General features: G+C 62.5%; 27 protein-coding genes. 10 read left to right on the forward strand and 17 right to left on the reverse strand.

Annotation, left to right across the window (positions count from 1 at the left end; translation table 11 throughout):
* Nucleotides 1-12 precede the first annotated feature (12 nt).
* The 4 genes from AC07OJ_RS13385 (at nt 13) to trmB (ending at nt 2258) form a co-directional block, all read left to right on the forward strand.
* The gene (locus AC07OJ_RS13385) at nt 13-393 is read left to right on the forward strand and encodes a DUF423 domain-containing protein (RefSeq protein WP_065902165.1); all 381 of its coding nucleotides are present in this window, start codon (nt 13-15) and stop codon (nt 391-393) included.
* Between the two features lie 71 nt (nt 394-464).
* Entirely contained in the window at nt 465-665 is a 201-nt protein-coding gene (gene thiS / locus AC07OJ_RS13390; RefSeq protein ID WP_032865944.1) for a sulfur carrier protein ThiS, read from the forward strand.
* Between the two features lie 63 nt (nt 666-728).
* On the forward strand, nt 729-1523 hold the full coding sequence (locus AC07OJ_RS13395; protein WP_015886353.1) for a thiazole synthase: 795 nt from the start codon (nt 729-731) through the stop codon (nt 1521-1523).
* A 9-nt stretch (nt 1524-1532) separates the two neighbouring features.
* Complete coding sequence (gene trmB, locus AC07OJ_RS13400) at nt 1533-2258, forward strand: tRNA (guanosine(46)-N7)-methyltransferase TrmB (protein ID WP_065902164.1); 726 nt, start codon at nt 1533-1535, stop codon at nt 2256-2258.
* Nucleotides 2259-2396: 138 nt separating this feature from the next.
* On the opposite strand, the gene AC07OJ_RS13405 is transcribed toward trmB, so the two are convergent.
* The 9 genes from AC07OJ_RS13405 to AC07OJ_RS13445 all read right to left on the reverse strand — a co-directional run bounded on the left by AC07OJ_RS13405 (nt 2397) and on the right by AC07OJ_RS13445 (nt 9093).
* Nucleotides 2397-2720 carry a DUF3392 domain-containing protein gene (locus tag AC07OJ_RS13405; RefSeq protein WP_016972961.1) on the reverse strand — a complete coding sequence of 108 codons (324 nt, stop codon included), beginning with the start codon at nt 2718-2720 and terminating at the stop codon, nt 2397-2399.
* Between the two features lie 18 nt (nt 2721-2738).
* A complete protein-coding gene (gene hemW / locus AC07OJ_RS13410) occupies nt 2739-3941 on the reverse strand; it encodes a radical SAM family heme chaperone HemW (RefSeq protein WP_495094642.1) in 1203 nt (400 codons plus the stop codon).
* Nucleotides 3938-4534: an RdgB/HAM1 family non-canonical purine NTP pyrophosphatase gene (rdgB, locus tag AC07OJ_RS13415; protein WP_495094643.1), complete on the reverse strand. Its 597-nt coding sequence runs from the start codon at nt 4532-4534 to the stop codon at nt 3938-3940. Before rdgB ends, hemW begins: the two co-directional genes overlap by 4 nt.
* On the reverse strand, nt 4531-4965 hold the full coding sequence (locus tag AC07OJ_RS13420; RefSeq protein WP_065902156.1) for a DUF4426 domain-containing protein: 435 nt from the start codon (nt 4963-4965) through the stop codon (nt 4531-4533). The genes rdgB and AC07OJ_RS13420 overlap by 4 nt, the downstream gene beginning before the upstream one ends.
* A gap of 21 nt (nt 4966-4986) precedes the next feature.
* On the reverse strand, nt 4987-5607 hold the full coding sequence (gene metW / locus AC07OJ_RS13425) for a methionine biosynthesis protein MetW (RefSeq protein ID WP_016972957.1): 621 nt from the start codon (nt 5605-5607) through the stop codon (nt 4987-4989).
* 7 nt (nt 5608-5614) lie between these two features.
* The gene (gene metX, locus AC07OJ_RS13430; RefSeq protein ID WP_065902154.1) at nt 5615-6754 is read right to left on the reverse strand and encodes a homoserine O-succinyltransferase MetX; all 1140 of its coding nucleotides are present in this window, start codon (nt 6752-6754) and stop codon (nt 5615-5617) included.
* Nucleotides 6755-6942: 188 nt separating this feature from the next.
* Nucleotides 6943-7530 carry a YggT family protein gene (locus tag AC07OJ_RS13435; RefSeq protein WP_065902151.1) on the reverse strand — a complete coding sequence of 196 codons (588 nt, stop codon included), beginning with the start codon at nt 7528-7530 and terminating at the stop codon, nt 6943-6945.
* A 24-nt stretch (nt 7531-7554) separates the two neighbouring features.
* Nucleotides 7555-8373 (reverse strand): pyrroline-5-carboxylate reductase, encoded by an 819-nt coding sequence (proC, locus tag AC07OJ_RS13440; protein ID WP_213554054.1) that lies wholly within the window; start codon nt 8371-8373, stop codon nt 7555-7557.
* A 33-nt stretch (nt 8374-8406) separates the two neighbouring features.
* A complete protein-coding gene (locus AC07OJ_RS13445) occupies nt 8407-9093 on the reverse strand; it encodes a YggS family pyridoxal phosphate-dependent enzyme (protein WP_262132635.1) in 687 nt (228 codons plus the stop codon).
* Between the two features lie 57 nt (nt 9094-9150).
* Here AC07OJ_RS13445 and AC07OJ_RS13450 point away from each other — a divergent pair, with 57 nt between their 5' ends.
* The gene (locus tag AC07OJ_RS13450; RefSeq protein WP_495094644.1) at nt 9151-10185 is read left to right on the forward strand and encodes a type IV pilus twitching motility protein PilT; all 1035 of its coding nucleotides are present in this window, start codon (nt 9151-9153) and stop codon (nt 10183-10185) included.
* Nucleotides 10186-10642: 457 nt separating this feature from the next.
* On the opposite strand, the gene AC07OJ_RS13455 is transcribed toward AC07OJ_RS13450, so the two are convergent.
* A complete protein-coding gene (locus AC07OJ_RS13455; RefSeq protein ID WP_106802391.1) occupies nt 10643-11281 on the reverse strand; it encodes a C40 family peptidase in 639 nt (212 codons plus the stop codon).
* Between the two features lie 250 nt (nt 11282-11531).
* Here AC07OJ_RS13455 and AC07OJ_RS13460 point away from each other — a divergent pair, with 250 nt between their 5' ends.
* Complete coding sequence (locus AC07OJ_RS13460) at nt 11532-11960, forward strand: NINE protein (protein ID WP_065902141.1); 429 nt, start codon at nt 11532-11534, stop codon at nt 11958-11960.
* 144 nt (nt 11961-12104) lie between these two features.
* On the opposite strand, the gene AC07OJ_RS13465 is transcribed toward AC07OJ_RS13460, so the two are convergent.
* From AC07OJ_RS13465 to gshB, 7 genes are all read right to left on the reverse strand, one after another.
* Entirely contained in the window at nt 12105-13376 is a 1272-nt protein-coding gene (locus AC07OJ_RS13465; RefSeq protein WP_065902139.1) for a dihydroorotase, read from the reverse strand.
* Complete coding sequence (locus AC07OJ_RS13470) at nt 13373-14377, reverse strand: aspartate carbamoyltransferase catalytic subunit (protein ID WP_065902138.1); 1005 nt, start codon at nt 14375-14377, stop codon at nt 13373-13375. Before AC07OJ_RS13470 ends, AC07OJ_RS13465 begins: the two co-directional genes overlap by 4 nt.
* Before the next feature lie 24 nt (nt 14378-14401).
* Nucleotides 14402-14908, reverse strand: a complete 507-nt coding sequence (pyrR, locus tag AC07OJ_RS13475) for a bifunctional pyr operon transcriptional regulator/uracil phosphoribosyltransferase PyrR (protein ID WP_065902137.1) — start codon at nt 14906-14908, stop codon at nt 14402-14404.
* 82 nt (nt 14909-14990) lie between these two features.
* Nucleotides 14991-15428 (reverse strand): Holliday junction resolvase RuvX, encoded by a 438-nt coding sequence (gene ruvX, locus AC07OJ_RS13480; RefSeq protein WP_065902131.1) that lies wholly within the window; start codon nt 15426-15428, stop codon nt 14991-14993.
* Entirely contained in the window at nt 15428-15997 is a 570-nt protein-coding gene (locus AC07OJ_RS13485; protein ID WP_065902129.1) for a YqgE/AlgH family protein, read from the reverse strand. Before AC07OJ_RS13485 ends, ruvX begins: the two co-directional genes overlap by 1 nt.
* Nucleotides 15998-16268: 271 nt before the next feature.
* A complete protein-coding gene (locus AC07OJ_RS13490) occupies nt 16269-17177 on the reverse strand; it encodes an energy transducer TonB (RefSeq protein WP_065902126.1) in 909 nt (302 codons plus the stop codon).
* A gap of 77 nt (nt 17178-17254) precedes the next feature.
* A complete protein-coding gene (gene gshB / locus AC07OJ_RS13495) occupies nt 17255-18208 on the reverse strand; it encodes a glutathione synthase (protein WP_106802393.1) in 954 nt (317 codons plus the stop codon).
* A gap of 238 nt (nt 18209-18446) precedes the next feature.
* On the opposite strand from gshB, the gene pilG reads away from it, so the two are divergent.
* Genes pilG through AC07OJ_RS13515 form a run of 4 tightly spaced genes read left to right on the forward strand, consistent with a single transcriptional unit; the run spans nt 18447 to nt 21851 of the window.
* Nucleotides 18447-18854, forward strand: coding sequence for a twitching motility response regulator PilG (pilG, locus tag AC07OJ_RS13500; RefSeq protein WP_010564379.1), 408 nt, complete (start codon nt 18447-18449; stop codon nt 18852-18854).
* Between the two features lie 46 nt (nt 18855-18900).
* Nucleotides 18901-19266, forward strand: coding sequence for a twitching motility response regulator PilH (pilH, locus tag AC07OJ_RS13505; RefSeq protein ID WP_014720320.1), 366 nt, complete (start codon nt 18901-18903; stop codon nt 19264-19266).
* Nucleotides 19267-19278: 12 nt separating this feature from the next.
* Nucleotides 19279-19803 (forward strand): chemotaxis protein CheW, encoded by a 525-nt coding sequence (locus AC07OJ_RS13510; protein WP_065902122.1) that lies wholly within the window; start codon nt 19279-19281, stop codon nt 19801-19803.
* Complete coding sequence (locus AC07OJ_RS13515; protein WP_106802394.1) at nt 19800-21851, forward strand: methyl-accepting chemotaxis protein; 2052 nt, start codon at nt 19800-19802, stop codon at nt 21849-21851. The genes AC07OJ_RS13510 and AC07OJ_RS13515 overlap by 4 nt, the downstream gene beginning before the upstream one ends.
* Nucleotides 21852-21914 lie beyond the last annotated feature (63 nt).

Below are 21914 nucleotides of genomic sequence, written 5' to 3' on the forward strand. Positions count from 1 at the left end.
CTGGAGTTCCTCATGCTGCGTGGTTTTCTGATGTTGGCTGCCTTTTTCGGCTTCACCGGTGTTGCCCTCGGCGCCTTCGCCGCCCATGGCCTGAAAAACCGCCTGAGCGCCGACTACCTGGCGATCTTCCATACCGGCGTGACCTATCAGTTGGTACACACCCTGGCACTGTTTGGCGTGGCGCTGCTGGCCGCACATATTCCTGGCCGGTTGGTCGGCTGGGCGGGCATCTCCTTTGCCGTCGGCATCCTGTTGTTCTCCGGCAGCCTGTATGTGCTGACCCTGACCGGCATCAGCAAACTGGGGATCATTACGCCGTTCGGCGGCTTGGCATTTCTGCTCGGCTGGTTTTTCCTTGGCCTCGCTGCCTGGCGCTTGCAGCTGACCGCTTGACGCTTGGTGCTGACCTTTAGGTCCCAATCGGGCTAGAATACTGGCCCCTAAAAACGATGGCGGCCCGTGGCATGCGCATTCAGTTGAACGGCGAATCCTTTGAACTGCCCGACGGTGAAACCGTTGCGGCCCTGCTGACCCGTCTGGATCTGACCGGGCGTCGCGTCGCAGTGGAGCTCAACCTGGATATCGTCCCGCGTAGCCAGCACGCCGAGACCGCGCTCACCGAAGGTGACCAGGTCGAAGTGGTCCACGCCATCGGCGGCGGCTAGCCCGTCCGGCGCCTGTGCGCCACCGCGTATTCTGCAGAACCTCACCCACACAGAGGATTTCCCATGAGCATCGTTCGTAGCGACAAGCCCTTCGTCCTGGCCGGTCGTACCTACCAGTCCCGCCTGCTGGTCGGCACCGGCAAGTACCGCGACATGGAAGAAACCCGCCTGGCCATCGAAGCCTCGGGTGCCGAGATCGTCACCTTCGCCGTGCGCCGCACCAACCTCGGCCAGATTGAAGGCGAGCCAAACCTGCTCGAAGTGCTGTCGCCGGATCGCTACACCTTCTTGCCCAACACCGCCGGTTGCTACGACGCCATCGAGGCCGTGCGCACATGCCGCCTGGCCCGTGAGCTGCTCGATGGCCACAACCTGGTGAAGCTGGAAGTGCTGGCCGACCAGAAAACCCTGTTTCCCAATGTGATCGAAACCCTCAAGGCCGCCGAAACGCTGGTCAAGGAAGGCTTCGACGTGATGGTCTACACCAGCGATGACCCGATCATCGCGCGCCAACTGGCAGAAATCGGCTGTATCGCCGTGATGCCGCTGGCCGGCCTGATCGGTTCCGGCTTGGGCATCTGCAACCCTTACAACCTGCAGATCATCCTCGAAGAAGCCAAGATCCCCGTGCTGGTGGATGCGGGCGTGGGCACTGCCTCCGACGCCACCATCGCCATGGAGCTGGGCTGCGATGCGGTGCTGATGAACTCGGCCATCGCTCACGCCCAGCAGCCGATCATGATGGCTGAAGCCATGAACCACGCCATCGTCGCGGGCCGCCTGGCCTACCTCGCCGGTCGCATGCCGAAAAAACTCTACGCCAGCGCCTCTTCGCCGCTGGATGGTCTGATCAAGTAAGAGCCATTGATGACTGAATCAAACGAAACGCCGAACACCGTGGACGAAGGTGACGAGTCCAAGCACCGCCGCATCAAGAGTTTTGTGATGCGTGCCGGGCGCATGACCGAAGGCCAGCAAAAGGGCCTGGAGCAGGGCACGCCACTGTTCGTCCTGCCGCTGGCCGATGCGCCGGTGGACTACGACCACGTCTTCGGCCGTTCGGCCCCGCGCTCCCTGGAAATCGGTTTCGGCATGGGGCACTCGCTGCTGGAAATGGCCGCTGCCTCGCCGGAGCAGGATTTCATCGGCGTGGAAGTACACCGTCCGGGTGTCGGCGCGCTGCTCAATGGCGTGCTGACCCAAGGCCTGACCAACCTGCGGGTGTATGACTGCGACGCGATCGAAGTGCTCAACCGCTGCATCGCCGACAACAGCCTGGATCGCCTGATGCTGTTCTTCCCCGATCCATGGCACAAGGCCCGTCACCACAAGCGCCGCATCGTCCAGGCGTCCTTCGCGGAACTGGTGCGCAGCAAGCTGAAAGTCGGCGGTATCCTGCACATGGCCACCGACTGGGAGCCGTATGCTGAATACATGCTGGAAGTGATGAACGTCGCCCCTGGCTACCGCAACCTGGCCGAAGACGGCAAATGCGTGCCACGCCCGGCCGAGCGGCCGATCACCAAGTTCGAGCGCCGCGGCGAGCGGCTTGGGCATGGTGTTTGGGATTTGAAGTTCGAGAAGCTGGCTTAATCAGCTGGAAACCTGAAGTGCAATCAACTGTGGGAGCTGGCTTGCCTGCGATAGCATCACCTGGGTATCACTGATACACCGAGGTGCCTGCATCGCAGCCAAGCCAGCTCCCACAGTTGTTTTGCGGTGCGCTCTAAATCAGCGGCGGTCCGCAACTACGCCAATCAATACCAGCACCACCACCAGCACCGGTGCGAGGCTGTAGTTATTGAACTGGCTCAGCCCCCGCACGATCCACGGCGTGGCGTAGATCAGCGCGGCGCCGCTGCCGATCATGCACACCAGGGCCATCAACGGCACGCGCAACGCTCCTGCGATGCTGCCCAGGCGCGCTTCGACCCAGCCTTTGATATCGGCGCCAAACAACACCAGCAAACAGCCGACCAGGGCCAGGGAGATTTCCGACAGGTTGCTACGGCTCCAGCGGGATACGGTGGCGAGCAGGTCGAGTACCAGATCCATTCGATTTCCTTAGAGCGATCAGCTCAAAAACTTCTGCAACAGGTCATTGAGAAAGAGTTGCCCGCGGTCAGTGGCCGCCAGGCGTGACGGTTCGACCTGCATTAAGCCACTTTGTTCTGCCTCGCGGCGCGCGGCGTCCAGGCTCGCCAGCTCAAGGCCGGTGCGTTCGGCGTAGAGCTTGGCGTCGACACCTTCAGTCAGGCGCAGGGCGTTCATCAGGAACTCGAACGGCAGCTCCTCATTGGTCAGTTCTTTCGCTCCGGCCTGGAAGTTTTTGGCCGGGTTGAGGTAGTCCTTCGGCGCACGGGTCTTCCAGGTGCGCACAATGCGCCCGTCCGGGTGGCTGAGCTTGCCGTGGGCACCGGCACCGATACCGATAAAGTCGCCGAAGCTCCAGTAGTTCAGGTTGTGCCGCGCCGGGCGACCTGGTTGGGCATAGGCCGAGACCTCATATTGCGCGTAACCGTGTTCGGCCAGCAGCGCCTGGCCGGCTTCCTGGATGTCCCACAGCGTGTCGTCTTCCGGCAGCGCGGGCGGCTGGTTCCAGAACACGGTGTTGGGTTCCAGGGTCAGCTGGTACCAGGACAAGTGCGTCGGCTTCAGTGCGATGGCCTGGCGCAAGTCGCTCAAGGCGTCGTCCAGGGACTGATCAGGCAGCCCGTGCATCAGGTCCAGGTTGAAGTTATCAAACCCGGCCTGGCGCGCCATGCCAGCAGCGCGCACGGCTTCATCGCCATTGTGGATGCGCCCGAGTGCCTCGAGCTTTTCCTGCTGGAAGCTCTGGATGCCGATCGACAGCCGGTTGATCCCCAGCTTGCGGTAGGCCACGAACTTCTCTTGTTCGAAGGTGCCAGGATTGGCTTCCAGGGTGATCTCGATATCGCTGGCAAACGGGATGCGTGCTTCCACGCCCTTGAGCAGGCGGCCCAGCGCGGCGGCGCTGATCAGGCTCGGCGTACCGCCGCCGAAGAAGATCGAACTCAGTTCCCTGCCATAAACGGCATGCAGGTCTTGATCAAGGTCGGCCAGCAACGCGTCGACATACTCTTCTTCCGGCAGCACTGCGCTGGCGGTATGGGAGTTGAAGTCGCAATACGGGCATTTGCGTACGCACCACGGGATGTGGATATACAGCGCCAGGGGCGGCAGGTGGGGCAGGGCCGCCCGTGGTGTTTGCGCGCCACCGTGGATCAGGGGCTGCGCAGAGGTGTTCTGGGTCATTTCAGGCCCAGGCGTTGGCGCAGCAAATCCATTGCGCGGGCGCGGTGGCTGATCTGGTTCTTGTCGGCGGGGCTCAGTTCGGCGCTGGAAACATTACGCTCCGGCACCCAGAACAGGGGGTCATAGCCAAACCCGTGCTCGCCGCTGGCCGCGTGCAGAATGCGCCCGTGCCACAGGCCTTCGCAGAGGATCGGCAGCGGGTCATCGGCATGCCGAACCAGGGCCAGCACGCAGACGAACTGTGCGCCGCGCTGCGCGTCCGGCACGTCCTTAAGGGCGTCCAGCAGCTTGGCGTTGTTGGCCGCATCGCCTTTGCCGTCGGCATAGCGTGCCGAATAGATGCCAGGGGCGCCGCCGAGGAAGTCCACCGCCAGGCCCGAATCATCCGCCAGTGCCGGCAGACCGGAGATGCGTGCGGCGTTGCGAGCCTTGAGGATAGCGTTTTCGACGAACGACAGGCCGGTCTCTTCCGGCTCGACCTGGCTGAATTCGCCAATTGAGCGCAGCTGCACGGACTCACCGAGCATGGCCTGGAGTTCTTTGAGTTTGCCGGCGTTATGGCTGGCCAATACGAGTTGGGTGAGGTTCATCATTGCGCCGGAAACAGTTCTTGGTTGAATTGGAAGCTATGAGCCTTGCCACCGGTTTCAACGTTGATGGTAAAAATCTTGACCTCTTGCTGCGGTACGGAATAAGGCGCCAGGTAATTGGTCGCGCCTTTTTCGGTGATCTGCTTGAACGTCAGCACTTCGCTCTTGCCACTCAAGTCCTTGATGGTGCCAGTCACCTGCGCCACCACGGGCGTTACCCCCTTGAATACCGAAACGTTGATCAACCCCTTGTTCTTGCTGCGTACAACGCCTACCTCCTGGGCGGTTTCCGGTTGCAGGAAACTCGAGGTAAACGTGTTGTAACGCACGGTGATATCGCCAAATTCTTTCGTGCGATTGGGGTCGATAGCGTCGGCAGCCATGGCATTGGCCCCAAGCAGTGTGGTCAGTAGAAAAATAGCCAGGCGACTCATGATCGTCCCTCTTGAAGGTGATTAGACGGCAATCTTGTGGTCCGTCAGGCCAGGACTGCTGACCCGGTAAATACCGATTTCGCCCAACAGATTGGGCCATAGCTTACTCGCCCAGCCGTGGCGGTGCTGTTGATCGACGGCAAGGCGGTTGATCACCTTGGCTTCACGCTCGCCACACAGGGCTTCGAAGTCTTCGAAGGTGCAGAAGTGAATGTTCGGCGTGTTGTACCAGGTGTAGGGCAGGAAGTCCGACACCGGCATGCGGCCTTTGGTGGCCAGGTACCAGCGGCAACGCCAGTGGCCGAAGTTGGGGAAAGTGATGATGCACTGGCGGCCTACGCGCAGCATTTCGTCGAGGATGCGGTCCGGGTAGTGCACGGCCTGCAGGGCCTGGGTCATCACCACGATGTCGAAGCTGTTGCTGGCAAAATTGCCCAGGCCCTTGTCCAGGTCCTGCTCGATGACGTTGATGCCCTTGGCCACGCACTGGGCGATGTTGTCCGGGTCGTTTTCCAGGCCGTAGCCGGTGACTTGCTTGTTGTCGCGCAGCCAGCTCAGCAGTTCGCCATCGCCGCAGCCAAGGTCGAGCACGCGGCTGCCGGCGGGGATCCAGTCTTGGATGATTTCCAGGTCGGCTCTCATGGCGTTCTCACAAAGTAATGCGGTTCATGTAATTGCCGAACGCCTGCAGGTAACGCGGGATCGGGATCAGGAAGGCGTCGTGGCCTTGCGGAGCATCGATCTCCAGGTAGCAGACGTCTTTGCGCGCAGCCATCAGCGCGTCCACCAGCTCACGGGAGCGGGCCGGCGAGAAGCGCCAGTCGGTGGTGAACGACATCACGCAGAACTTGGCCGTGGCAGCTTCGAAGGTTTTCGCCAGGTCATCGTCATGGTTGGCTGCCGGGTCGAAGTAGTCCAGGGCCTTGGTCATCAGCAGGTATGTGTTGGCGTCGAAACGCCCGGAAAACTCCTCGCCCTGGTAACGCAGGTAGCTTTCGACCTGGAACTCGACGCTGTGGAAGTCGTAGTTGAGCTTTTCACTCTTGAGGCCACGGCCGAATTTCTCGCCCATGGAGTCATCGGACAGGTAGGTGATGTGCCCGACCATCCGCGCCAGCATCAAGCCGCGCTTGGGGATCACGCCGGCTTCCTGGAACGAACCGCCGTGGAACTCGGGGTCGGTGAGGATGGCCTGGCGCGCCACTTCGTTGAAGGCGATGTTCTGGGCCGACAACTTGGGGGCCGAGGCGATTGCCAGGCAGTGGCGCACGCGATCCGGGTAGGTGATGGTCCACTGCAGGGCCTGCATGCCGCCCAGGCTGCCGCCGATCACGGCGGCCCATTGGGCGATGCCCAGCAGGTCCGCGAGGCGTGCCTGGCTGTGCACCCAGTCTTCCACGGTCAGCACCGGGAAGTCGGCGCCGAACGGCTTGCCGGTTTCCGGATTGAGGCTGCTGGGGCCGGTGGAGCCGTTGCAGCCGCCGAGGTTGTTCAGGCTGACCACGAAGAACGTGTTGGTGTCGATGGGCTTGCCGGGGCCGATGCAGCTGTCCCACCAGCCGGGCTTGCGCTCGTCGACGCTGTGGTAGCCGGCGGCATGGTGATGGCCGGACAAGGCGTGGCAGATCAGCACGGCGTTGCTCGCCGTGGCGTTCAACTGGCCGTAGGTTTCATAGATCAGGTCGTAGGCAGGCAGCGAACGACCGCAGGCCAGGGCCAGCGGTTCGCTGAAGTGCGCCACTTGGGGCACGACCAGTCCAACAGAATCGGGGGGGAAGGCAGCTGGCATCGACCCTGCTCTCGTTTAAATGAGGCGTAAGTCTAAAGACCGCTGCACCCAGCGGCAAGCAAAGGCCTGCACCGGTAGGCAGATACAAAATGTGGGCGCCGATTTGCCTGCGATGCGGGCACCTCGGTGTTGGGGTTACACCGCTGTGCTGCTATCGCAGGCACGCCAGCGCCCACATTTGTTCAGCGTCAGATCAGGCCGAACAGTTCCTTGGGCATGAACGCATAGAACGCCAGGCGCGGAATCACCCAGCTTTGCACCAGCTGGATCGCGATAAACGCGAAGATCGGCGAAATATCCAGGCCGCCGAGGTTGGGGATCAGGCGACGGAACGGCGCCAGCACCGGCTCGGTGATCTGGTAGACCAGTTCGGCACCCGGGCTACGGCTGCCGGGAGCGACCCAGGAGAGGATCACGCTGATGATCATCGACCAGAAGATGATCTTCAAAAACAGCGAGAAGATGCCGATCAGCGCCCAAGGCAACAGCAACACAGTGAAGGCCTGGTAGCCATTGAGCATCAGGATCACCGCGAACAGCAGGATCTGCAGCAGCAGCGCCAGCACCAGCGACGACATGTCCAGGCCGAACAGGCTCGGGATCACCCGGCGCAGCGGCTTGAGCAAGGGCTGGGTGGCCTTGACCACGAACTGGCACAGCGGGTTGTAGAAGTTCGCCCGCACCAGTTGCAGGATAAAGCGCATCAGCACGATCAGCAGGTACAGGCTGCCCAGGGTCTGGATGATGAAAATGGCAGCGTCATTGATTCCGAGCATGTTTGTTTCCTATGTAGGGGACGACTATTTGCCCAGCTGCTCGGCCATTTCAGCCGAACGATGTGCCGCGGCACCCAGAGCTTTTTCGACCAGGGCTTCAAAGCCGCCGGCCTGGAATGATTCGATAGCCGCCTGGGTGGTGCCACCTGGAGACGTCACGCGACGGCGCAGCTCGGCGGCGTCAACTTCGCTGCCAACGGCCATCTTCGCGGCGCCCAGTGCGGTTTGCTCGGCCAGTTGCTCGGCGACTTCGTGGGGCAGGCCGAGTTTCACGCCAGCGGCGGTCATGGCTTCGATCAGCAGGAAGAAGTACGCCGGGCCACTGCCGGAGACGGCGGTGACGGCGTCCAGCTGTTGTTCCTGTTCCAGCCACAGGGCAATGCCCACGGCAGACAGCAACTCTTGGGCCTGGTCGCGCTGTTCGGCGCTCACTTCGGCGGTGGCGTACAGGCCGCTCACGCCCTGGCGCAGCAGCGCCGGCGTGTTGGGCATGCAGCGCACGATCGGCTGCGCGCCGAGCCAGTTGTTCATGCTGGCGCAGGTGATGCCGGCAGCGATGGACACCACCAACTGGTGTGGCTGCAGGCTCGGGCGCAGGCTTTCGCACACGGCTTTCATCGCTTGTGGCTTGACCGCCAGCACGATCACATCGACGCCGCTGATGGCCTCGGCGTTGTCGGCAAAGGTTTGAATACCGTGTTCGGCGCTGATGCGGGCACGGGTGTCATCACCGGGGTCGCTGGCGCGGATCTGCGCGGCGTCCAGGCCTTTGGCCCGCAGGCCGCCGATCAGGCTGGCCGCCATGTTGCCGGCGCCGATAAAGGCAATACGCGTGTTGCTCATGACAGGTCCTTATTCAGATGGATGTCAGCCATTTCATGGCTGGCCGTAGTCGCGGGCGCCAAACAGGGCGGTACCGATCCGCACCCAGGTGGCGCCTTGGGCGATGGCCGACTCGAGGTCGTGGCTCATGCCCATGGAAAGTGTGTCGAGCGCCAGGTTCAGGCTGGCTTGCAGCTCGCGCACGGCAGCGAACGCTGCATCTTGTGCGCTCCGATCTTCAGTCGGCTCAGGGATCGCCATCAGGCCACGCAGCTTCAAGCGCGGCAGGGCGCTGATGGCGTTGGCCAGGGCCGGCAGGTCGGCGGGTGTACAGCCGGACTTGCTGGCTTCGCCGCTGACATTGACCTGGATGCAGATATTCAGCGGCGGCAGGTCGGCCGGGCGTTGTTCGGACAGGCGTTGTGCGATTTTCAGGCGGTCCACGGAATGCACCCAAGCGAAGTTCTCGGCGATCGCGCGAGTCTTGTTCGATTGAATGGGGCCGATGAAGTGCCAACTCAAGGGCAGGTCGGTTAATTGCGCCTGTTTGCCCAGGGCCTCCTGCAGATAGTTCTCGCCGAAGTCGAGCATGCCGGCAGCATAGGCTTCGCGCACGGCTTGCGCGGGTTTGGTCTTGCTCACGGCCAGCAGGTGGATGCTGCTTGCGTCACGTTGCACGGCGTCGGCTGCGGCGCGGATGCGCTGGCTAACCAGGCCGATGTTGTCTGCTATCGTCGACATTCAAGATGCGCCCGTGGATATGGAGTCCGCGGCATTCTACTGGAAATGGAAAGCCCTATGGATATCACTGAATTGCTCACGGCCAGCGTGCGTCGTGGCGCCTCTGACCTGCACCTGTCGGCAGGCCTTGCACCCATGTTGCGAATCGATGGCGAGGTTTGGCCGCTGGATTGCCCGGTGCTTTCGGCCCCGCAAGTGGCGGACTTGTTGAGCCCGTTGCTGAACAAATACCAGCAAAAGGATTTCGAAACATCTCTTGAAACGGATTTTGCCTTCGCGCTGCCCGGGCTGGCGCGGTTCCGGGCGAATGTATTCCAGCAGGATCGCGGCATGGCCGCGGTGTTTCGCACCATTCCCTCTGAAGTCCAGAGCCTGGAAGGCCTTGAGTTGGGCGAGGTGTTCCGGCGTATCGCCCAACTGCCGCGCGGCCTGGTGCTGCTGACCGGGCCGACCGGGTCCGGCAAGTCCACCACCCTGGCGGCGATGATCGACTACCTCAACCAGCACCGACGCCAGCACATCCTCACGCTGGAAGACCCGATCGAATTTATCCACACGCCGAACCTGGCGCTGATCAACCAGCGCCAGGTCCACCGCGACAGTCATAGCTTTTCCACGGCCTTGCGCTCGGCACTGCGCGAAGACCCGGATGTGATCCTGGTGGGTGAGCTGCGCGACCTGGAAACCATCCGCCTGGCGCTGACGGCCGCTGAGACCGGCCACCTGGTCTTTGGCACCCTGCACACATCGTCGGCGGCAAAGTCCGTGGACCGCCTTGTGGACGTGTTCCCGGCGGGGGAAAAAGCCATGGTCCGCTCGATGCTGTCGGAGTCGCTGCAGGCGGTAGTGGCCCAAGTGCTGGTCAAGAAGATCGGCGGCGGGCGGGTGGCGGCCCATGAAATCATGCTGGCCACGCCGGCCATTCGCAATTTGATCCGCGAAGACAAGGTAGCGCAGATGGTCTCGGCGATTCAGACCGGCGGGGCGTTGGGGATGAAGACGCTGGACATGAGCTTGAAGGCGTTGGTCAGCGAAGGGCTGGTCAGCCGAGAGGATGCACGGGAGAAGGCGAGGGTGCCTGCAGATATCTAGAGGGCGCTGATATCAATGTGGGAGCAACTGTCGAGCCCGATTGAGGCTGCGAAGGCGGCGGCATTGCGGGCATTATCTTTGGCTGACACACCGCTTTCGCAGCCTCGCCAAGGCTCGACAACTCCCACAGGGGGGCGCGGGGCTGGCTATGAGATCTGCGGTGAGAGCATGTTCAAACTGTAGGAGCCGGCTTGCCGGTGATGGCATTGGGTCAGCTACCCCGTCTATCGCCCATGCGGCCGCTTTCGCAGCCTCGCCAAGGCTCGACAACTCCCACAGGGGATAATCCGCTGTGTGATCGCAATATTCGACGCGACGCAGGTTCAATGTGGGAGCTGGCTTGCCTGCGATAGCGCACTGTCAGGCGACATCTCTGCCACTGACACACCGTCATCGCAGGCAAGCCCGCTCCCACATTTGATTGCATTTCAAACAGGAGGGCGGCTGCCGGTTGGATCTAGCGCTGCACGACGCGCAGGTTGCTGTTTTGCTCTTTAGGCAGAACGCGCTTGGCAATCACGTAGTTCTTGTCCCAGAACGGCTTTTTCAGCGTGTCGATGCTGACAGCCTTGCCACGGCGTGGTGCGTGGATGAAGCGGTCGTTGCCCAGGTAGATGGCTACGTGGTTGACCTGGCGGCTCTTGAGCTTGAAGAACAACAGGTCACCCGGTTTCAGGTCCTTGCGCTCGACCTTCTGCCCGTGGCCAGCGGCCATGGCGTTGGAAGTGCGTGGCAAATCCACTGCGGCGACGTCGTTAAACGCATATTTCACCAAACCGCTGCAGTCGAACCCTTTACTTGGGCTGCTGCCGCCCCAACGATAAGGTGTACCGAGCACGTTGACGGCGCGGCTGAGGACGTTGCTGCTTTGCTTGGTGTTGGCGGCAACCAGGTGTGTCGCCGATTTGCCGTGCACCGTGCTCAGTTGAGTCGGGCGGTTGACGGTCTGCTTTACCGACTTGGCCGTGCTTGGCGTGCTGTGGACTTTAGGGGTGAAACCGTTGACGTTAGGAAGTCGTTGCTCACGATTGGTGGCGTGGGCGGCCAGTGGCATTAATAGGCAGATGGTTAGCCATGTCTTGAAAAATGGTCGCATTAGGCGTGGCTCTTATGGGTTTGCGCGCAACTTTATAACAGCTTTTTGTGCTGTTCTCAGGCCGTTTGTCGACTGAACCTTGGGGTCAAATTCAGGAAAAACGCGACGAATCGCCGCAATTGTCCTACACAAGTCAGGTGGCATAAGGCTTTCAGGGCAGTGAAGATACCATTGGCCGTACGTCGGGCGCCCGTAAAAAAGTCACAAAGAAAGTGAAAAAATTTATCTATCGAGGCAAAAGAGGTACTGCATGAACACCTATCAACAGATTGGTCCGCAGCAAGATACCCACAGCAAGGTGATTGGTTACCTGCTCTGGATTTTCGGTTTTACCGGCGCGCACCGCTTCTATTACGGCAAGCCCGTGACCGGTACGATCTGGTTTTTCACCTTCGGCCTGCTGGGCATCGGCTGGCTGATCGACCTGTTCCTGATCCCGGCCATGGACCGTGAAGCGGACCTGCGTTTTACCGCCGGGCCCATTGAATACAACGTGGCGTGGATTCTGTTGGCGTTCCTTGGCGTATTCGGCGTGCACCGCATGTACCAGGGCAAATGGATCACCGGCCTGATCTACCTGCTGACCGGCGGGTTGTTCCTGGTGGGGGTGCTGTATGACTTCTGGACGTTGAATACCCAGGTCTCGATCCGCAATGCCGAGCGCAACAGCGGACGATAAATTTCTTCCGCCTGGAGGAAATCAAATGTGGGAGCTGGCTTGCCTGCGATGCAGGCACCTCGGTGCAACAGGCAACCCGAGGTGATGCTATCGCAGGCAAGCCAGCTCCCACATTGACCGTGCCCACATTAGCAATGTGCTGTATCAGGCTTGGTAGCTGATCCGCCCATCCACCAAGGTGTAGCGCACCGTCGCCGGCAGGCTATGGCCGATGAACGGGCAGTTCTCGCCCTTGGACAGCCAGTGCTCACCGGCCACCGTGGAGCTGGCCGGATCAAACAGCACCAGGTCCGCCGCTGCACCCACCGCCAGTTTGCCCGCCGGCAGGCGCAGGGCTTCGGCCGGGCCGGCACTCAGGCGTGCCAGCAGGGTTGGCAGGTCCAGCAGGCCGTCTTCCACCAGGGTCATCGCTAACGGCAGCAACAGCTCTACGCTGCTGATGCCCGGCTCGGTCGCGCCAAATGGCGCCAGCTTGGCATCCCGCTCGTGGGGCTGGTGATGGCTGGAGATCGCCGAGACCACACCGGATTTGACTGCCGCACGCAACCCTTCACGGTCGGCCAGGGTGCGCAGGGGCGGCTGTACGTGGTACAGGCTGGAGAAGTCGATCAGCGCCTCGTCCGTCAAAATCAGCTGGTACAGGGCGACATCCGCCGTCACCGGCAAGCCGCGAGCCTGCGCCTGGGCGATCAGGGCCACGCCGCGAGCGCTGGTCAGCTGGCTGAAGTGCGCGCGCACGCCGCTTTGTTCCACCAGCAGCAGGTCGCGGGCCAGGGCCACGGTTTCCGCCGTTTCCGGAATGCCCGGCAAGCCGAGGAAGCTGGCGACCGCGCCTTCATGGGCCAGGCCGCCTTCCGCCAGGTCGCGGTCCTGGGAGTGGAAGATCACCGTCAGGTCGAAGGTGGCCGCGTATTCCAGGGCACGGCACAACGTGCGGGTGCTGCGAAAGCTTTCCAGGCCGTTGCCGAAGGCCACGCAGCCGGCGTCGCGCAGGGCGATCAGCTCGGCGAGTTGTTCGCCTTCCAGGCCTTTGCTCAGGGCACCGATGGGGAACACCTTGCAATTGCCGGCTTCGCGGGCGCGGTCGAGGATCAGCTCGGTCACGGCCGAGGTGTCCAGCACGGGCTTAGTGTGTGGTGGGCAGCACAGGCTGGTCACGCCACCGGCCGCGGCGGCGCGGGTTTCGCTGGTGATGTTGCCTTTGCGGCTGTAACCCGGCTCACGCAGGGCGACGTTCAGGTCGACCAGCCCAGGCGCGGCCACCAGGCCTTTGGCGTCGATCGTCTCGCTGGCGGCGAAGCCTGCGGGCGCCGCGCCGAGGGCGATGATCTTGCCGGCTTCCAGATGAAGATCGGTAACTTGATCCAGGCCACTGGCCGGATCGATGACTCGGGCGCCGAGAATGCTGAGCTTCACTGGGCCTTCTCCTGCTCGAATTGACGTTGCGCGGTTTGCCCGCTCATGGCCATGGACAACACCGCCATGCGTACGGCGATGCCGTAGGTCACCTGGTTGAGAATCACCGACTGGTTGCCGTCGGCCACCGCCGACTCAATCTCCACCCCGCGGTTGATCGGGCCGGGGTGCATCACGATGGCATCCGGCTTGGCCCCGGCCAGGCGCGCGGTGGTCAGGCCGAACAGGCGGTAGAACTCGCCTTCGCTCGGCAGCAGGCCACCGGCCATGCGCTCGCGCTGCAGGCGCAACATGATCACCACGTCCACGTCCTTGAGGCCTTCGGTCATGTCGGTGTAGACCTTCACGCCGTATTGCTCGATGCCGATCGGCAGCAGGGTTTTCGGCGCGATCACGCGGATGTCCGGGCAACCCAGGGTTTTCAGGGCCAGCATGTTCGAGCGCGCAACCCGCGAGTGCAGGATGTCGCCGACGATGGCCACCGAGAGGTTTTCAAAGCTGCCCTTGTGCCGACGGATGGTGAGCATGTCGAGCATGCCCTGGGTCGGGTGGGCGTGACGGCCGTCGCCACCGTTGATGATCGCGACCTGCGGGCACACGTGCTCGGCGATGAAGTGCGCGGCACCGGAGTCGCCGTGGCGGACCACGAACATGTCGGCGGCCATGGCTTCCAGGTTGCGCAGGGTGTCGAGCAGGGTCTCGCCCTTGCTCGCCGACGACGTCGACACGTTCAGCGTGATCACGTCGGCCGACAACCGCTGGGCCGCCAGTTCAAAGGTGGTACGGGTGCGGGTGGAGTTCTCGAAGAACACGTTGCAGATGGTCTTGCCGCGCAGCAGCGGGACCTTCTTCACCGCCCGCCCACCGACTTCGAGAAACGAGTCGGCGGTGTCGAGGATTTCGGTGAGCAGTTCGCGGGGCAAACCGTCGAGGGACAAGAAATGTTGCAACTGGCCCTGAGCATTGAGCTGCAGCGGGCGCTTGGCATCTAGAGGCGTCATCGCGGGGACTCTTTACAAGGCGGTTTAAAGGGCAAGGTCTTGCAGTTCGAGTTCGAGCGGCGTGGGACCGGACAATTTTACCCGCTGGTGGGCTGAAAGCGACAGGGTGGCGCCGACCACGTCCGGGCTGATCGGCAGTTCGCCGGCGTCCAGGTCCAGCAGGCAGACCAGGGTCACGCTGGCTGGGCGGCCGTAGTCGAACAGCTCGTTCATGGCGGCGCGGATGGTGCGGCCGCTCATCAGCACGTCGTCGATCAGCACCAGGTGCTGGCCTTCGATCTCGAATGGCAGGGCCGATGGGCGCACTTGCGGGTGCAGGCCGTTCTGGCTGAAGTCGTCGCGGTAGAAGGACACATCCAGGGTGCCCAGGGGCGAATCGCTGCCCAGTGCTTCCAGCAACGCCTGGGCCACCCACACACCGCCGGTGCGAATGCCGATGAAGCGCGGTTCGCTGATGGCGCGGTGTTGCAGATGGGCCGTCAGGCTCGTCGCCATCTGGCTGATCAGTTCGGCGGGATTGGGCAGGCTCATGGTGGCTCCTTCTAGGCCTTGCGCGGCGGGGTGACGGCAAGGTCCGGGCTCAAACGTAAAAAGACGCGGCAAGCCGCGTCAGTCAGGATTCAAATAAAGCGGTGTTTTCATCCAGCCAACCCTGCAGCAGCAAGGCGGCGGCGATGGCGTCCACGGGGTTGTCGCGGTAGCTGCCCTTTTGCCCGCCACGGGCCAGGCGTTCACCCTTGGCTTCGAAGGTGGTGAGGCGTTCGTCGTGGGTATAGAAGGGCAGGTTGTAGCGGCCATTGAGGCGACGCGCGAACTTCTCGGCGCGCAGGCACATGTCGCTGGGTGTGCCGTCCATGTTCAAGGGCAGGCCAACCACGACGGCGTCGGGCTTCCACTCCTTGATCAGGGCTTCGACCTGGTTCCAGTCCGGCACGCCGTTCTGGGCTTTAAGGGTGCACAGCTCGCGGGCCTGGCCGGTGATGACCTGGCCGACCGCGACGCCGATCTGTTTGGTGCCGTAGTCAAACCCGAGGATCAAGCGCAAAGCCATCAGGCGTGTCCCGCCTGGCTGGTCAGCAGGCTGAGGTTGACGCGCAGCTTGGCGGCGGCCGCCTCCAGGCGCAGTTCGCTGGCGGTGTGGAACAGGATGTCGGCGTCGAACGGGCAGGTCAGCCAGGCATTGCTGGCCAGTTCGGCTTCCAGCTGCCCGGCCTCCCACCCTGCGTAACCGAGGGTGATGACACTGTGCTCCGGACCGACGCCGTCGGCGATGGCGAACAGTATGTCCTGGGAAGTGGACAGCGACACACCTTCCAGGTCAACCGTGGCCTGGAACTTCGGCCCGGTGGGGTGCAGCACAAAACCGCGATCCGTCTGCACCGGCCCGCCGATATAGATCGGCACGCCCTGGCAACGCGCCGGCGGGTCGATCTCGGGGCGCAGTTGCTCGAGGATATCCGCCAGGTTCAGCTCCTGCGGGCGGTTCACCACCAGCCCCATGGCACCATTGGCCGTGTGCTCGACTATATAGGTCAAGGTCTGCGCAAAGTTCGGGTCGGCCATATGGGGCATGGCGATCAGGAATTGGTGCTTGAGGTAGGTCGGGCTGACATTTTTCATGTCCGCTAGTGTGGCGGGGGAGGCGCGAACTGACAAGCTGCGGCGGGCCCTAATTGTCACGAGCGGGCTGCTGTGGTGGGCGGGCTCACTGTGGCGAGCGGGCTTGCCCCGCGTTGGGCTGCGCAGCGGCCCTAAAATCTGACACTGCGGTTTTTCAGCAGGAACGCGATGAGAATATGGGGCTGCTGCGCAGCCCAACGCGGGGCAAGCCCGCTCGCCACAATAAGCCCGTTCGCCCTATTAATCCTGCTGGCTGCCAGAGGGTGGTGTGTCAGTTACTGGACAGCCGGTCGCCCTTGGCAAATTTCCAGGTACGGATGATTTCCAGGCGGTCGACGTCATTCAGGTCGCCGGTGAACGGCGCAAAGGGTGCGGCCAGGCGCACGATGCGCTGGGCAGCCTGGTCGAGCAGCGGCTGGCCGGAGGACTCCAGCACCTGCACCTCATATAACGTGCCGTCGCGGTTGATCGACACCAACAAGCGCAAATTGCCATAAATCTGCTGGCGTCGGGCTTCATCCGGGTAATTCAGGTTGCCGATGCGCTCGACCTTCTTGCGCCACTCGTCCTTATACCAGGCGCCCTTGTCGCGCATGGTCGACGCGGCGTTCAACCGGTAGATGCGCGGGCGCTTGGCGTAGAGCTGCTGTTCGTTGGCCAGTTCGGCTTCGAGGCTGGAGATCTGGTCGGAGAGCTGCGAGCTGTCGAACGTGGGCGCCGGCTTTACAGGCTCGGGTTGCGGCTCGGTCTTGGCCTTTTCGCGCTGGGTCGGGGCTTTTTGCGGTTTGGGCGCGACGGTGGTCACGGCGGCCTTGGGCGCAGCCTGTTTGACTTCGGGCTTGGGCGCAGGCGGTGGCGGGGTGACTTTGTTGACCTTGTTGTCCTGGAACGGCGCCACTTCGGTGGTCTTGGGCACCGCTTTCTTGTCGAGCGTGCCGCTGCCCTGCTGGTTGTCCTGGGCGAGAAAGTCAGCCTTTTCGGGCGGTTTTTCACTCTTGAACGTAGCGAGGGTGATTTCCAGGGTCTGGGTGATCTGCTTGGGTTCGACCATGGTGAACCCCACGCCGAGGATCAAGGCCAGGTGAATCAGTGCAGCGAGGAACAGGGTAAATCCGAGCCGATCAGCCGGGCGCACGCCGCTGTGGGAGAGTTCGGGGGGCAGATCGGACGGGAGTGTCATGACAAGAAAACCAACATCGCGCGTTTCACAGGTGGCGCATGATAACGCAATGTTGGTTTATGTCCGGCTGTTCTATGTCACTTGGCCTGGAGCTTGCGCTCAATCGCCGCCATCAGCATTTCGCCAATATTGGTGCCGAACGCATTGTCGATCTCGCGGATACAGGTGGGGCTGGTGACGTTGATTTCAGTGAGGTTTTCACCAATCACGTCGAGGCCGACAAACAGCAGGCCCTTTTCGCGCAGGGTCGGGCCGACCTGGGAAGCGATCCAGCGGTCCTTGTCCGACAGCGGCCGCGCTTCACCACGGCCACCCGCGGCCAGGTTGCCACGGGTCTCGCCGGCCGCCGGGATGCGCGCCAGGCAGTAGTCCACCGGCTCGCCGTCGATCATCAGGATGCGCTTGTCGCCATCCTTGATCGCTGGCAGGTAGGCCTGGCCCATGATCTGCTGGGTGCCCAGCGCGGTCAGGGTCTCCAGGATCACCGACAGGTTCGGATCCCCTGCACGGTGACGGAAGATCGAGGTACCGCCCATGCCGTCCAGCGGCTTGAGGATCACGTCGCCGTGCTTGGCGGCGAATTCACGCAGCACGTCGGCGCGGCGGCTGACCACGGTCGGCGGCGTGCACTGCGGGAACAGCGTGGCGAACAGTTTTTCATTGCAGTCGCGCAGGCTCTGCGGCTTGTTGACGATCAATACCCCGGCGCGCTCGGCCTGCTCCAGCAGGTAAGTGGAGTAGACGAATTCCATGTCGAACGGCGGGTCCTTGCGCATCAGGATCACGTCCAGGTCGCTCAGGGGGCTGTCGATTTCGTCCGAAAGCTCGAACCACTTCTCGGGGTTGGCAAACACCTGCAGCGGGCGCATGCGCGCGCGAGCCTCGCCGTCACCCTGGTAAAGATCCGGCTGTTCCATATAGAACAGGCTCCAGCCGCGGGCCTGGGCGGCCAGGAGCATGGCCAGCGAGCTGTCCTTTTTATAGGAGATGCTGGCGATAGGGTCCATGACAATGCCGACGCGAACGCTCATGGGGGATTTCCTCTAGCAAATTAGGCGCATAAAAGTGGCGTCAGAGTGGCGCTGCGGCTGTTGTGGGTCAAGGAAAAACCACCTGGCCGGTTGCTCGATAGATTGCGCCCGGAGACTGTGCTAAAAAGACTGCCACGGCGCAGCAGCCCTTGAATTCCAAGGCTTGCGGCGCTCATCCTGTGCAACATCAGGCAGTACACACCGAAAACCGATTCGCTGTGGCGATGGTAGAGCAGATATGGAACAGCATTCCAACGCCTTGAGAGTGATGGTGATCGACGATTCGAAAACGATCCGCCGCACCGCCGAGACCCTGTTGAAGAACGTGGGGTGCGATGTCATCACGGCCATCGACGGTTTCGATGCCCTGGCCCGGATTGTTGATCATCACCCGCACATTATCTTTGTCGACATCATGATGCCGCGCCTGGATGGTTATCAGACCTGCGCCCTGGTGAAGAACAACCCGGCGTTCAAGTCGATCCCGGTGATCATGCTGTCCTCCAAGGACGGCCTGTTCGACAAGGCCAAGGGGCGCATCGTCGGTGTCGATCAGTTTTTGACCAAGCCTTTCAGCAAGGAAGAACTGCTGGGCGCGATCAAGGCCTATGTGCCTGGGTTCGCCGCAGTAGAACAAGCACACTGACGCCGCCCCACAAGGGCTGGCGCCGACCAATGTAGTGGGGAAAACCATGGCACGCGTTCTGATCGTCGACGATTCGCCGACTGAAATGTACAAACTCACCGGCATGCTGGAAAAGCATGGCCACCAGGTGCTCAAGGCCGAAAACGGCGCGGACGGCGTGGCCCTGGCCCGCCAGGAAAAGCCCGATGCCGTGCTGATGGACATCGTGATGCCGGGGCTCAATGGCTTCCAGGCCACGCGCCAGCTGTCCAAGGAGCCGGAAACCAACGGCATCCCGATCATCATCATCACCACCAAGGATCAGGAAACCGACAAGATCTGGGGCGCGCGCCAGGGCGCCAAGGATTACCTGACCAAGCCGGTGGATGAAGAAACCCTGATCGCCACGCTGAACAAGGTGCTGGCCGGCTAAAGGCTCGCGATGATGACCGAGTCGCAAACCGCCTTCGAGCTGCTGCTGGACATCGACCGCCGCTGTCGCCTGCTGGCCGCCGACCTGCCGTCGCAGGAAACCCGCCTGCAGCGCTGGAGCGGGATCGGTTTTCGCCTGGGGCCGCATTGGTATGTGGCGCCCATGGGCGAAGTCGCCGAGGTCTTGCATGAACCGCGCTGCACCTTGATGCCGGGGGTCAAGCCGTGGGTCAAGGGCGTGGCCAATCTGCGCGGGCGCTTGCTGCCGGTGATGGACCTGGGCGGGTTTCTCGGCCTGGAACTGTCCCGGGCGCGCAAGCAGCGGCGGGTGCTGGTAGTGGAATTCAACGACCTGTTTGTCGGGCTGCTGGTAGACGAGGTGGTGGGCATGCAGCATTTCGCACAAGACGCACTGCGGGCGAGCGCAGCTTTCGCCGCACCGTTTATCCAGGGCCAGTTCGATGGCGACCAGCAGTGGCAGGTGTTCAGCCCCTTCGCCCTGGCCCAGGCCCCAGGCTTCATGGATGTTGCCGCATGAGCACCCCGACCACGCCCAAACCCCAGGCCGCTTCACGCAGCCGCTCGCAGATCATCGTGCTGTTTATCGCGCTGATCGTGTTCATCATGCTGTTGTTCGCCAACTTCGCGTACCTCAATACCCAGTCCACCTACGACAAGCAGTACATCGGCCACGCCGGTGAGTTGCGCGTGCTGTCCCAGCGTATCGCCAAGAACGCCACCGAAGCCGCTGCCGGCAAGGCGGCTGCGTTCAAGCTCTTGAGCGATGCGCGCAACGACTTCGCGCAACGCTGGGGCTACCTGAAAAAAGGTGACATTGAGACCGGGCTGCCCGCCGCGCCCAATGCTGTGCGTGCGGAAATGCGCGCGGTACAGACCGACTGGGAAGCGCTGCTGAAGAACACCGACGCGATCCTCGCCAGCGAGCAGACCGTGCTGTCCCTGCACCAGGTGGCGGCAACCCTGGCCGAAACCGTGCCGCAGTTGCAGATGGAGTCGGAAAAAGTCGTCGATATCCTGCTGCAACGCGGCGCCCCGGCCAGCCAGGTGGCCTTGGCCCAGCGCCAGTCGCTGCTGGCCGAGCGCATCCTCGGCGCGGTGAATACCGTGCTCGCCGGCGACGAAACCGCCGTGCAGGCCGCCGACGCTTTCGGCCGCGACGCCAACCGCTTCGGCCAGGTGCTCAACGGCATGCTCCAGGGCAACGCCGGGCTGCGCATCACTCAGGTCGAAGACCGCGACGCCCGTGCGCGGCTGGCAGAAATTGCCGAGCTGTTCGAGTTTGTCTCCGGCTCCGTGGATGAAATCCTCGAGACCTCGCCGCAGCTGTTCCAGGTGCGCGCTTCGGCGAGCAATATTTTCAACCTGTCGCAAACCTTGCTCGATGAAGCCTCGCACCTGGCCACCGGTTTTGAAAACCTCGCCAGCGGGCGCAGCTTCGACACCATCGGCGGCTACGTGCTGGGCCTGCTGGCGCTGACCTCGATCATCCTCATCGGCCTGGTCATGGTGCGCGAGACCAACCGCCAGCTGCATGAAACCGCCGAGAAGAACGAGCGCAACCAGAACGCGATCATGCGCCTGCTGGATGAAATCGAGGACCTGGCCGACGGCGACCTCACCGTGACGGCGTCTGTGACCGAGGACTTCACCGGCACCATCGCCGACTCCATCAACTATTCCGTCGACCAACTGCGCGACCTGGTCGCCACCATCAACCTCACCGCCGGGCAAGTCGCCGGCGCGGTGCAGGACACCCAGGCCACCGCCATGCACCTGGCCCAGGCCTCGGAGCATCAGGCCCAACAGATCGCCGAAGCCTCCACCGCGATCAACCAGATGGCCCAGTCCATCGACCAGGTCTCGGCCAACGCCGCTGAATCCTCGGCGGTGGCCGAGCGTTCGGTGGAGATTGCCAACAAAGGCAACGAGGTGGTGCACAACACCATCCACGGCATGGACAACATTCGCGAGCAGATCCAGGACACCGCCAAGCGCATCAAGCGCCTGGGCGAGTCGTCCCAGGAGATTGGCGATATCGTCAGCTTGATCGATGATATCGCCGACCAGACCAACATCCTCGCCCTCAACGCGGCGATCCAGGCAAGCATGGCCGGTGATGCCGGGCGCGGTTTTGCGGTGGTGGCCGATGAAGTGCAGCGCCTTGCCGAGCGTTCTTCCGCCGCCACCCGGCAAATCGAAACCCTGGTGCGGGCGATCCAGGCCGACACCAACGAAGCGGTGATCTCCATGGAGCAGACCACCACCGAAGTGGTGCGCGGCGCGCGGCTGGCGCAGGACGCCGGGGTGGCGCTGGAAGAGATCGAAGGCGTGTCGAAAACCCTCGCGGCACTGATCCAGAGTATCTCCAACGCGGCGCAGCAACAGACGTCGTCGGCGGGGCAGATCTCGCTGACCATGAACGTGATCCAGCAGATCACCACCCAGACGTCGTCGGGCTCCACCGCCACTGCGGAAAGCATCGGCAACCTGGCGAAGATGGCCAGCCAGTTGCGCCGGTCGGTATCGGGGTTCACCTTGCCGCCGCCAAAACAGGTGGATGATTGAAAGGCTATCTGGAGAACACCACAGTCCAACTGTGGGAGCTGGCTTGCCTGCGATAGCGGACTG

Source organism: Pseudomonas sp. GW821-FHT09C08, from assembly GCF_059418125.1.